At 40.9% G+C, this 12,180-nt stretch carries 8 protein-coding genes and 1 pseudogene; all 9 read left to right on the top strand.

Features of this window, described 5'->3' with window-relative positions:
• Positions 1 to 12: 12 nt before the first annotated feature.
• On the top strand, positions 13 to 1,014 hold the full coding sequence (locus P6280_RS04925) for a lipid A deacylase LpxR family protein (RefSeq protein ID WP_283237149.1): 1,002 nt from the start codon (positions 13 to 15) through the stop codon (positions 1,012 to 1,014).
• A 212-nt stretch (positions 1,015 to 1,226) separates the two neighbouring features.
• Positions 1,227 to 3,368, top strand: coding sequence for a hydantoinase/oxoprolinase family protein (locus P6280_RS04920; RefSeq protein ID WP_283237148.1), 2,142 nt, complete (start codon positions 1,227 to 1,229; stop codon positions 3,366 to 3,368).
• 11 nt (positions 3,369 to 3,379) lie between these two features.
• A pseudogene (locus P6280_RS04915) lies at positions 3,380 to 5,677 on the top strand (hydantoinase B/oxoprolinase family protein).
• Between the two features lie 16 nt (positions 5,678 to 5,693).
• Positions 5,694 to 6,194, top strand: coding sequence for an acetone carboxylase subunit gamma (locus P6280_RS04910; RefSeq protein WP_187938760.1), 501 nt, complete (start codon positions 5,694 to 5,696; stop codon positions 6,192 to 6,194).
• Between the two features lie 313 nt (positions 6,195 to 6,507).
• Positions 6,508 to 7,536 carry a hypothetical protein gene (locus tag P6280_RS04905; RefSeq protein WP_283237147.1) on the top strand — a complete coding sequence of 343 codons (1,029 nt, stop codon included), beginning with the start codon at positions 6,508 to 6,510 and terminating at the stop codon, positions 7,534 to 7,536.
• Positions 7,529 to 7,915, top strand: coding sequence for a diacylglycerol kinase (locus P6280_RS04900; RefSeq protein WP_283237146.1), 387 nt, complete (start codon positions 7,529 to 7,531; stop codon positions 7,913 to 7,915). The genes P6280_RS04905 and P6280_RS04900 overlap by 8 nt, the downstream gene beginning before the upstream one ends.
• A gap of 19 nt (positions 7,916 to 7,934) precedes the next feature.
• Positions 7,935 to 10,421 carry a DNA topoisomerase (ATP-hydrolyzing) subunit A gene (gene gyrA, locus P6280_RS04895; RefSeq protein WP_283237145.1) on the top strand — a complete coding sequence of 829 codons (2,487 nt, stop codon included), beginning with the start codon at positions 7,935 to 7,937 and terminating at the stop codon, positions 10,419 to 10,421.
• Entirely contained in the window at positions 10,421 to 10,894 is a 474-nt protein-coding gene (locus P6280_RS04890) for a hypothetical protein (protein ID WP_220908933.1), read from the top strand. The genes gyrA and P6280_RS04890 overlap by 1 nt, the downstream gene beginning before the upstream one ends.
• Entirely contained in the window at positions 10,891 to 12,036 is a 1,146-nt protein-coding gene (flgR, locus tag P6280_RS04885; RefSeq protein WP_212790470.1) for a sigma-54-dependent transcriptional regulator, read from the top strand. Before P6280_RS04890 ends, flgR begins: the two co-directional genes overlap by 4 nt.
• Positions 12,037 to 12,180 lie beyond the last annotated feature (144 nt).

The raw sequence follows: 12,180 nt of genomic DNA, 5'->3' as shown, positions 1-12,180 counted from the left end.
AGAGGAAGTGTTTTGTTTTTCAAATTCATTTTATGTTTATTATTAGGAATGTTTGCATGGGCAAAAGAGGATATTCTTACCCCATTAACGCCCTCTAAACGCTATTCTATCAATTTGATGACTGAAAATGATGGTTATATCAACCCTTACATTGATGAGTATTATACCGCAGGCAACCAAATAGGCTTTTCTACTAAAGAGTTTGATTTTTCTAAAAATAAAGCGATGAAATGGACTTCGTATTTAGGGTTTTTCAATAAAAGCCCTAGGGTTACTCGTTTTGGCATTTCTCTCGCCCAAGACATGTATACCCCTTCACTTGAAAACAGAAAACTGGTGCATTTGCATGACAACCACCCTTATGGGGGGTATTTGAGGGTGAATTTGAATGTGTATAACCGCCATCAAACTTTCATGGAGTTATTCACGATTTCTTTAGGAACGACAGGGCAAGATTCTTTGGCCGCTCAAACGCAGCGTCTCATTCATAAATGGGGCCATGACCCCCAATTTTATGGCTGGAACACGCAGCTCAAAAACGAATTTATCTTTGAATTGCACTACCAATTGCTCAAAAAAGTCCCTCTTTTAAAGACTCGTTTTTTTTCTATGGAGTTAATGCCTGGGTTTAATGTGGAATTGGGTAATGCGAGGGATTATTTCCAACTCGGCTCGCTCTTTAGGGCTGGGTATAACTTGGACGCTGATTATGGGATCAATAAGGTCAATACCGCTTTTGATGGAGGCATGCCTTATAGCGATAAATTTTCCATCTATTTTTTTGTAGGGGCTTTTGGGCGCTTCCAACCCCTTAACATCTTCATTCAAGGCAATAGCCCTGAAACTAGGGGCATCGCTAATTTGGAATACTTTGTTTATGCCAGTGAAATAGGAGCGGCTATGATGTGGCGCAGCTTTAGGGTGGCTTTTACGATCACTGATATTAGTAAAACCTTTCAATCCCAGCCTAAACACCACCAAATCGGCACTTTAGAATTGAATTTCGCCTTTTGATTTATATATAGGTTTAATATTTTTTATCCCTATATGATATTTTTTTGAATGAACTTATTACTATTATTCACTTCACACACTAAATTTTCACTGATTGGCTTTAAAAAAAAAAAAAAAAAAACGATTTCCATTTTAAAATCTGTCCTATAATTCAAACAGGTTACCTTGATAGGTTACCTTGAGCAACACTTTAATACTAAGGAGTCTAAAAAATGAAAGACGCAAGAGTTCAGGTGATGGGTATTGATGCCGGCGGCACCATGACGGACACATTTTTTGTGAAAGAAAATGGCAGTTTCGTAGTTGGTAAAGCCCAAAGCAACCCAGAAGATGAGAGCTTAGCTATTTACAATAGCTCACAAGATGCTTTATCGCACTGGAAATCAGATGTGAATAAGGTTTATCCAGAGTTGGTCACTTGCGTGTACTCAGGCACGGCGATGCTCAATCGGGTCGTCCAAAGGCGTGGGATGGAAGTGGGCCTGATTTGCAATAAGGGTTTTGAGCAAATGCATTCTATGGGCAGGGCGTTGCAATCCTACTTGGGGTATGCGCTAGAAGAAAGATTGCACATCAACACGCACAAGTATGATGATCCGCTGATTCCTTTAAAAAGGATTAGAGGCGTTACAGAAAGAACCGATGTCAAGGGGCAAGTGGTTATCCCGGTGCGTCAAGAAGAGGTTAAAGTTGCTGTTAAGGAGCTTTTAGAAGCAGGTGCAAAGGCCATTGTGATTTGCTTGTTGCAATCTCATAAAAACGCTGAAAGCGAACGGATCGTTAGAGATATAGCACTAGAAGAGATTGAAAAATTGGGTAAAAATGTTCCTGTATTCGCTTCGGTGGATTACTACCCTCAGAGAAAAGAAAGCCACAGAATGAACACCACTATCTTAGAAGCTTATGCGGCTGAGCCAAGCAGGCAAACTCTCTCTAAAGTCAGCAACCGCTTCAAAGAGCATGGTGCTAAATTTGATCTTCGTGTGATGGCAACGCATGGAGGCACTATCAGTTGGAAAGCTAAAGAGCTTGCCAGAACGATCGTGAGCGGTCCTATTGGAGGCGTGATTGGGTCTAAATTGCTAGGCGAAACGCTTGGTTATGACAATATTGCGTGCAGCGATATTGGTGGCACGAGCTTTGATATGGCGCTTATCGTTAAGAGCAATTTCAACATCGCTTCTGACCCTGATATGGCACGCCTTGTTTTATCTCTACCGCTTGTGGCTATGGATTCCGTTGGTGCAGGTGCGGGGAGTTTTGTGCGCATTGATCCGCACAGCCGATCTGTCAAACTAGGGCCTGACAGCGCGGGGTATAGAGTTGGCACTTGTTGGAAAGACAGCGGATTAGACACGGTTTCAGTAACCGATTGCCATATTGTTTTAGGCTATTTGAATCCGGATAATTTCTTAGGCGGTTTGATTAAATTAGATGTGGATAGGGCTAAAAAACACATTAAAGAACAAATCGCTGATCCGCTAGGCATTAGCATAGAAGATGCGGCTGCGGGCGTGATTGAGCTACTTGATTTGGAGCTTAAAGAATACTTGCGATCCAACATTAGCGCCAAAGGGTATAGTCCGTCTGATTTTGTGTGCTTTTCGTATGGTGGCGCGGGGCCTGTGCATACCTATGGCTATACAGAAGGCTTAGGGTTTAAGGATGTGGTAGTGCCTGCGTGGGCGGCTGGATTTAGCGCTTTTGGTTGCGCTTGTGCTGATTTTGAATACAGATACGATAAGAGCGTGGATATTGCCATTCCGCAGTATTCTTCAGACAAGTCAAAAGTAGAAGCATGCAAGATTATTCAAGACGCATGGGATGAATTGACTCTCAAAGTGATTGAAGAGTTCAAGATCAACGGATTTTCTCAAAAAGATGTGATCTTAAGACCTGGATACAGGATGCAGTATATGGGGCAATTGAATGATTTAGAGATCACTTCTCCTGTGTCAAAAGCTACAAGCGTGGCTGATTGGGAAGAGATTGTCAAAGAATATGAAAAAACCTACGCTCGTGTTTATTCTGAATCAGCGTGTTCTCCAGAGCTTGGTTTTAGCGTGACCGGCGTGATCATGCGTGGTGTTGTGGCTACGCAAAAACCTGTGATTCCGGTTGAAAAAGAGCATGGCGCTACGCCCCCAAAAGAAGCCAAAATAGGCGTTAGAAAATTCTATCGGCATAAAAAATGGGTGGATGCAGATGTGTGGCAAATGGAAAAATTATTGCCTGGAAATGAAGTCATAGGGCCTGCGATCGTAGAATCAGATGCGACCACTTTCGTGATACCCAAAGGCTTTGCGACAAAACTAGACAAACACCGATTGTTCCACTTGAAAGAAATTAAATAAAGGAGTTCAAAATGGCAAATTTATTGAAAAACGGCAAAACTTTAAAACAAGCTAGAGATGAAATCCTAGCTAGGACAGAAAAAACAGGGCATTATAATGGTCTCAAAAAACTAGAGTTTAAAGAAAGAGATCCGATCGGTTATGAGAAGATGTTCTCTAAACTAAGGGGCGGTATCGTGCATGCCAGAGAAACAGCTAAAAGGATTGCGGCTAGCCCTATTGTTGAGCAAGAGGGTGAATTGTGCTTCACGCTTTATAACGCTGTGGGCGATAGCGTGCTGACTTCTACGGGCATCATTATCCATGTAGGCACTATGGGATCAGCTATCAAATACATGGTAGAGAATAATTGGGAAGATAACCCAGGCATCAATGACAAGGATATTTTCACCAATAACGACTGCGCGATTGGGAATGTGCACCCATGCGATATTATGACTCTTGTGCCTATTTTTCACGATGAAAAATTGATTGGGTGGGTAGGCGGCGTTACGCATGTGATTGATACCGGTTCGGTTACTCCAGGATCAATGAGCACTGGACAGGTTCAAAGATTTGGGGATGGATACATGATCACTTGCCGTAAGACAGGAGCGAACGATGAAAGCTTTAAAGATTGGTTGCATGAATCTCAAAGATCGGTTCGCACGCCTAAATATTGGATTCTAGATGAAAGGACTAGGATTGCAGGATGCCACATGATTAGGGATTTAGTGATGGAAGTCATTAAGGAAGATGGCATTGATTCTTACATGCGATTTATTGATGAGGTGATTGAAGAAGGCAGAAGAGGTCTTATCTCTAGGATCAAATCCATGACCATACCGGGCAAATATAGAAAGGTAGCGTTTGTGGATGTGCCTTATGCGCATAAAGATATTGGCGTGTGCTCTGAATTTGCTAAACTAGACACGATCATGCACTCTCCTGTGGAAATCACTATCAATAAAGACGCTACATGGAAATTAGATTTTGAAGGCGCGTAAAGGTGGGGATGGCACTCTTTTAATTGCAACCAAGTGTCTTTCACTAGCGGTATTTGGGTGATGATGACTCAAACGCTGATACCCACTTCTCGCATCAATGATGGCGCTTATTTCGCTACGCAGTTCAAGCTCAAAAAAGGGACTTGGATGAATCCAGATGACAGGCGCACCGGGCATGCTTATGCGTGGCATTTCTTGGTATCAGGCTGGAGCGCTTTGTGGAGAGGCTTGTCTCAAGCGTATTACAGCCGAGGGTATTTAGAAGAGGTCAATTCCGGGAACGCTAACACTTCCAATTGGCTGCAAGGTGGTGGTATCAACCAGGATGGAGAAATCCATGCGGTGAATAGCTTTGAGACGAGTTCTTGTGGGACTGGAGCTTGTGCGATAAAAGACGGCTTGAATCACGCAGCGGCTATTTGGAATCCAGAAGGCGATATGGGCGATGTTGAAATTTGGGAAATGGCAGAGCCTCTTCTTTATCTAGGCAGGAATGTCAAAGCCAATACCGGTGGGTATGGGAAATATCGAGGCGGTAACGGGTTTGAAACCTTAAGAATGGTGTGGGGCGCGCATGATTGGACCATGTTCTTTATGGGTAATGGCTATATGAACAGCGATTGGGGCATGATGGGGGGCTATCCAGCGGCCAGTGGTTATAGGTTTGAAGCGCACAACACCGATTTAAAAAACAGGATTAAAAATAACGCCAGCTTGCCTTTGGGGGGCGATTTTAACCCGACTGATCGAGATTATGAAAAGCACATTTCTCATGCGTCTCAAGTTAAAAGGGATAAGCAATGCATCACCACCGAGAACTGCTTTGACAATTACGACTTGTATTTGAATTACATCAAAGGCGGTCCTGGATTTGGCGATCCGATTGAAAGGGATTTGAATGCGATTTTAGAAGATCTCAACAGCAAACAGCTATTGCCAGAATACGCTTACAAGGTTTATGGTGCGGTGGTGAGTCAAAATAAAGACGGCATTTGGGTAGGAGATGAAGCCAAAACGAAGGCTAGAAGAAAAGAAATTCTTGAAAACAGAAAGGCTAGATCCATACCGGTAAAACAATGGATGGAGCAAGAAAGAAACGCTATCCTTGAAAAAGAGGCTTCCAAACAGGTTAAGCACATGTATGCGACTAGCTTTGATCTCTCGCCTAAGTTTTTAAGCGATTTTAAAACATTCTGGAACTTGCCAAAAAACTGGACCATGAAAGAAGATGAGCTTGGCGTATTCACCTATGGTTCTAAATACAGGATGGATTTGAGCAAATTGCCTGATGTGCGCACGGTTGTGTTGGTTGATGAGAAATAAAGAAAGGAGAATGGTTATGTCAAAATACACACAAGAACAAATTAAAAACTTGGTAGAGGGGAACTTGGATTGGAACACTGTCTTAAAAATGCTTAGCATGCCTAAAGATCATGAAAGGTTCCAAATGTATTTGAAGGTGTTGCAAGATAAGGTAGGTTTTGATGACAAAATCGTTTTACCCTTGGGGCCGCATTTGTTTGTGGTGCAAGATGCTCAAAAGAAGTGGGTGATCAAGTGTTCATGCGGTCATGCGTTTTGCGCTCCAGAGGAGAACTGGAAATTGCATGCAAACATCTATGTGCGCGATACAGCAGAAAAAATGGAAGAGGTGTATCCTAAACTCTTGGCCAGTGATACTAACTGGCAAGTGTATCGGGAGTATATTTGCCCGGATTGCGGCATCCTTTTAGATGTTGAAGCCCCAACTCCTTGGTATCCTGTGATCCATGATTTTGAACCTGATATAGAGGCGTTTTATAAAGATTGGCTAGGCATACAGCCCCCAGAAAGACGCTAAGATCGCTCAATCCTTTTTATGAAGAGGCTTTATGTCTCTTGGCACTACAAGCTTGGGTTAATTTAACTCAAGCAAATTTTCTTCAATCCTAACAAATTTAGCTACAAATTAAAAAATTTAAGCTTTTTTCTTTTTTTTTGATTTAATACTCGGTATAATTTTAATCCACCTAAAAGGAAAAGCTATGAAAGTAACACAAGGCATCACTAACGATTTTTTTGCCCTAACAAACACGATATTTTCTATTCTAAAAATAAGAAAATGTATTTTATGAGTTCTATCATTATGCTTTCAATAAAATAAAGGGTTTTTTTTGACTAAAAAATTCATGTCTTGGGTGGTGATTATCGGGGCTTTAATTTGCGCGCTTTTAGGGGTTTTTATCTTCTTTACTAGCATGTCGGTTAAAAAATCTTTAAGCGCTTATCTTAACGCTTATTTAGATCAACGCCCCCAGATTAAGGGCGTGGGGATTGTAGGTGCTCCTTTTGAATGCGAAGGGTTTTTTAAAATTGCATGCACTTCTAAAGAGCTCAGTTTTTTAGATTCTCAAAACTCCCCTATTGTGGATTTTAAAGATTTGAGTATTAAGCTCAATTCTTTAGATAAGAGTTCTCTTGTCCTTTCTGTCCATTCTCAAATCAAATCCCCTATTTTAGAGCAATCCATTCAGCAAAAAATCCATCAAATCCCCCTAAAAGACTTGAATGCCTTATTGGAAAAAATTAAACCCACGCGCTTGAATTGCTCTTTAAAATTCAACGCTTTAGATGAAAAAACCTTAAACGACCATTTAAAATGCGATTTGACTAATGCAGAGAACATCCTTGCTTACACTTTTTTTCAAGAGGGTTTAATGGAGGCGCAAGAAAATCTCTCCCTTAAAAATATTTTTAAAACCTTGAGTTCCAAAGACGCTAAAGCCATAGAAGAGTTGCAAGACAAACTGCGTTTTTTAGCACCAAAGTTGGGCGTTTCTATCCAAGCACGCCATCTTAAAAACCTTTTAGAAGCCTTTTATTACCAAAATAAAGAGAGTTTGGGCTTTTTTTCCCCTTATTTTAGCTTGCGTTCTCAAACCCCTAGCGTCTCTTATGAAAGCGCGTTAGCTTCTTTAGAAAACTATTTTATGGCCTTGTTCCAATCCCATTTTAAAGACGATGCAAAGCTCCAACAAAATTTTAAAGGATTGTTGCAAGCCTTTGTTTCTATGGCTAAAGACAAACGATCCCAAATCGCTCTTAACGCCCAAGCTAAAGACAACACCAAGCTTACTTTTAACGCCTTGTTAGAAAGCCTTAGCGTGAATTTCTTTCAATCTTACAAAATAAGCCATGAGTGATTTGAAAGTCCCCCCCAAAGCTAAAGGGTTTAAACGCCTTTTTAAAGCCCTTTTTTATTCTAAAGATGGGCTTAAATGCGCATGGGTTGAAGAGAGCGCGTTCAGGCAAATTATCATCTTGGCTCTTTTTTGTATCGTTCTAGCGAGCTATCTGACCAAAGATTTTTTAGAATGGGGGCTATTGATCTTGCCTTGTTTTTTATCGGTGGTCATTGAATTAATCAACAGCTCTATTGAAAAGGCTGTGGATTTTACCAGCAAAGAGTTCCACCCTTTAGCCAAAAAGGCTAAAGACATGGCCAGTTCAGCCCAACTGATAGGGCTTATTTTTTGGGCTTTTATTTGGGGGCGTTATCTTTTAGCGCTTTATTTGAAGTAATTAAATTTTAGGGAGACACATGCAAGATAATTTAATCAATGAAACAAAAAACATTGTAGAAGTGGGGATTGATTCTTCTATTGAAGAGAGCTATTTAGCTTATTCAATGAGCGTGATCATAGGGCGCGCTTTACCGGACGCTAGAGATGGTTTAAAGCCTGTGCATAGGCGTATTTTGTATGCGATGCATGAATTAGGCCTCACTTCCAAAGTCGCTTATAAAAAAAGCGCTAGGATCGTGGGTGATGTGATTGGTAAATACCACCCCCATGGCGATAACGCGGTTTATGATGCACTAGTGAGAATGGCGCAAGATTTTTCTATGCGTTTGGAATTGGTGGATGGGCAAGGCAACTTTGGCTCTATTGATGGCGACAACGCTGCAGCGATGCGTTACACTGAAGCCAGAATGACCAAGGCGAGTGAAGAAATTTTAAGGGATATTGATAAAGACACCATTGATTTTGTGCCTAATTATGATGACACCTTAAAAGAGCCAGATATTTTACCAAGCCGTCTGCCTAACCTTTTAGTCAATGGGGCTAATGGGATCGCTGTAGGGATGGCGACTTCTATCCCCCCTCACAGGATTGATGAAATCATAGACGCTTTAGTGCATGTCTTAGAAAACCCTAACGCTGGATTAGATGAAATTTTAGAATTTGTCAAAGGGCCTGATTTCCCCACTGGTGGGATCATTTATGGCAAGGCGGGTATTATTGAAGCCTATCAAACGGGGCGAGGGCGCGTGAAAGTGCGTGCCAAAGTGCATGTGGAAAAGACGAAAAATAAAGAAATCATCGTTTTAGATGAAATGCCTTTTCAAACCAATAAAGCCAAATTAGTGGAACAAATCAGCGATTTAGCGCGAGAAAAACAAATTGAAGGCATTAGCGAAGTGCGTGATGAGAGCGATAGAGAGGGCATTAGAGTGGTGATTGAATTAAAAAGAGATGTGATGAGTGAAATTGTCTTAAACCACCTTTACAAACTCACCACCATGGAGACCACTTTTAGCATCATTTTACTCGCTATTTATAATAAAGAACCTAAGATTTTCACGCTTTTAGAGTTGTTGCGCCTTTTCTTAAACCACAGAAAAACCATTATTATAAGACGCACTATTTTTGAATTAGAAAAGGCTAAGGCTAGAGCGCATATTTTAGAGGGCTATTTGATCGCATTAGACAATATTGATGAAATCGTGCGACTCATTAAAACAAGCCAAAGCCCAGAAGCGGCTAAAAACGCCTTAATGGAGCGTTTTACTTTGAGCGAAATCCAGAGCAAAGCCATTTTAGAAATGCGTTTGCAGCGCTTAACAGGCCTTGAAAGAGATAAAATCAAAGAAGAATACCAAAACTTGCTAGAGCTTATTAGTGATCTCAATGGTATTTTAAAGAGCGAAGATCGCTTGAATGAAGTCGTCAAAACAGAGCTTTTAGAAGTCAAAGAGCAATTTTCTTCTCAAAGGTGCACTGAAATTCAAGAAGCTTATGAAAATATTGACATAGAAGATTTGATCGCTAATGAGCCTATGGTGGTGAGCATGAGCTATAAAGGCTATGTGAAAAGAGTGGATTTGAAAGCTTATGAAAGGCAAAATCGTGGCGGTAAGGGCAAGCTTTCAGGCAACACTTATGAAGACGATTTCATTGAAAACTTTTTTGTGGCTAACACGCATGATATTTTGCTCTTTATCACCAATAAAGGGCAATTGTATCATTTGAAAGTCTATAAGATCCCAGAAGCGAGCCGGATCGCTATGGGTAAAGCTATCGTGAATTTAATCTCGCTCGCTCCTGATGAAAAGATCATGGCGACTCTAAGCACCAAAGACTTTAGCGATGAACGCTCTTTAGCTTTCTTCACCAAAAATGGCGTGGTGAAGCGCACCAATTTGAGCGAATTTGGCAGCAATAGGAGTTATAGCGGTATCAGAGCGATTGTTTTAGATGAAGGCGATGAATTAGTGAGCGCAAAAATTGTGGATAAAAACGCCAAGCATTTGCTCATCGCATCTTATTTGGGCATTTTCATTAAATTCCCTTTAGAAGATGTGCGCGAGATCGGAAGAACTACTCGTGGGGTTATAGGGATTAGACTGAATGAAAATGATTTTGTTGTCGGTGCGGTCGTTATTAGCGATGATGGCAACAAGCTTTTGAGCGTGAGTGAAAACGGGCTTGGCAAGCAAACTTTAGCCGAAGCGTATAGAGAGCAATCTCGTGGAGGTAAGGGGATCATTGGCATGAAGCTCACTCAAAAAACCGGCAATCTAGTGAGCGTTATCAGCGTGGATGATGAAAACCTGGATTTGATGATCCTTACTGCAAGCGCGAAAATGATCAGAGTTTCTATTAAAGATATTAAAGAAACCATCGGAAGAAATACTAGTGGGGTAAAACTCATAGACACCGCCGATAAAGTCGTGTATGCCAATTCTTGCCCTAAAGAAGAAGAGTCAGAAAATTTAGAAAATTCTCCTACACCATTATTTGAGTGATGCGTTTTTTTTTATTCTTGTATTTTTTATTGTGTTTTTTAGGGGTTTCTTTGCATGCTCTAAACCCCCTAGAAGATCAAGAATTTTTAATTTCGTATCGCTTGAAAATCGTTGATTCTAGAGTGATGGGCGAAGAGTATTCTGTCTCTAAACCTATCGTTAGCCGCATCAAAACAGCCCCCTATGTTTTAGACTATCATTGCTCCATCATCACTCACAACTTACCCGATTTGAAAAACCCCTTGCTCCCAATAAAGTTAGAACGCTTCCTTTTAGAAATAGCGTTAAAAAAAGAAAAAGAGCGAGTCATAGACTGCATTTTAAAAAGCCAAGTCGCTATCACGCATTATGATCACAGCTATAAAAACGGCACCACTACCACAAGCATTCTCAACCTCAAAGCCTTAAGCGTTAGAGCGAGTTTGGTGGGAGATGCGCTGTTTTTAGATATTTTTAGAAAGGAAGAAGAATGAAAATCGCCATTGTAGAAGATGATATTAACATGCGTAAAAGCCTGGAGCTTTTTTTTGAGCTTCAAGACGATTTAGAGATTGTGAGTTTTAAAAACCCTAAAGACGCTTTAGCCAAGTTAGATGAAAGCTTTGATTTAGTCATCACGGATATTAACATGCCCCATATGGACGGCTTGGAATTTTTACGCCTTTTAGAAGGCAAATACGAATCCATTGTGATTACCGGTAATGCGACCTTGAATAAAGCCATTGATTCCATTCGTTTAGGCGTGAAAGACTTTTTCCAAAAGCCTTTTAAACCAGAATTGCTTTTAGAGTCCATCTATCGCACCAAAAAAGTTTTAGAATTTCAAAAAAAACACCCTTTAGAGAAACCTTTAAAAAAACCACACAAACACAGCTTTTTAGCCGCTTCAAAAGCGTTAGAAGAGAGCAAACGGCAGGCCTTAAAAGTCGCAAGCACGGACGCTAATGTCATGCTATTGGGCGAAAGCGGGGTGGGTAAGGAGGTTTTTGCTCATTTCATCCACGAGCATTCGCAGCGCTCCAAACACCCTTTTATAGCGATCAACATGTCCGCTATCCCAGAGCATTTATTAGAAAGCGAGCTTTTTGGGTATCAAAAAGGGGCGTTCACGGACGCCACAGCCCCTAAAATGGGGCTTTTTGAGAGCGCTAATAAAGGCACGATCTTTTTAGATGAAATCGCTGAAATGCCCTTTCAATTGCAAAGCAAACTTTTAAGAGTGGTTCAAGAAAAAGAAATCACGCGCCTTGGGGATAATAAGAGCGTTAAAATTGATGTTCGTTTCATTTCCGCTACCAACGCTAACATGAAAGAAAAAATCGCTGCGAAAGAATTCAGAGAAGATTTGTTTTTCCGCTTGCAAATTGTGCCTATAACTATCGCGCCCTTGAGGGAGAGAGTTGAAGAGATCTTACCCATTGCTGAAATCAAGCTTAAAGAAGTGTGCGATGCGTATCATTTGGGGCCAAAATCTTTTTCAAAAAACGCCGCGAAACGCCTTTTAGAATACTCTTGGCATGGGAATGTGCGAGAGCTTTTAGGCGTCGTGGAGAGAGCGGCGATTTTAAGCGAAAGCACAGAAATCCAAGAAAAAGATTTGTTTTTGGAAAGGTAGTTTGTAAAACTTCTTTACAATTCATCTGCAACCAGGTAAGTTTAATAAGTTTTAGTGATCACGCTATAATTTCACGGAGTTACTAAAAGTCATTTTTTAACCCCTAAGACCGCACTACAAAAATTATTGCGCTATTAAAATCAA

The sequence above is a fragment of the Helicobacter sp. 219-2 genome (assembly GCF_030053225.1).
Taxonomy (GTDB): Bacteria; Campylobacterota; Campylobacteria; order Campylobacterales; family Helicobacteraceae; genus Helicobacter; species Helicobacter pylori_C.
Note: the sequence above shows the minus strand (reverse complement) of the source record. Positions and strands in the feature narration are given on the sequence as shown.

What these genes read in the sequence shown, in the direction of transcription:
- P6280_RS04890 (WP_220908933.1), top strand. Translation starts at nt 10,421, where the DNA reads ATGCGTTTTTTTTTATTCTTGTATTTTTTATTGTGTTTTTTAGGGGTT.
- P6280_RS04920 (WP_283237148.1), top strand. Translation starts at nt 1,227, where the DNA reads ATGAAAGACGCAAGAGTTCAGGTGATGGGTATTGATGCCGGCGGCACC.
- gyrA (WP_283237145.1), top strand. Translation starts at nt 7,935, where the DNA reads ATGCAAGATAATTTAATCAATGAAACAAAAAACATTGTAGAAGTGGGG.
- flgR (WP_212790470.1), top strand. Translation starts at nt 10,891, where the DNA reads ATGAAAATCGCCATTGTAGAAGATGATATTAACATGCGTAAAAGCCTG.
- P6280_RS04900 (WP_283237146.1), top strand. Translation starts at nt 7,529, where the DNA reads ATGAGTGATTTGAAAGTCCCCCCCAAAGCTAAAGGGTTTAAACGCCTT.
- P6280_RS04910 (WP_187938760.1), top strand. Translation starts at nt 5,694, where the DNA reads ATGTCAAAATACACACAAGAACAAATTAAAAACTTGGTAGAGGGGAAC.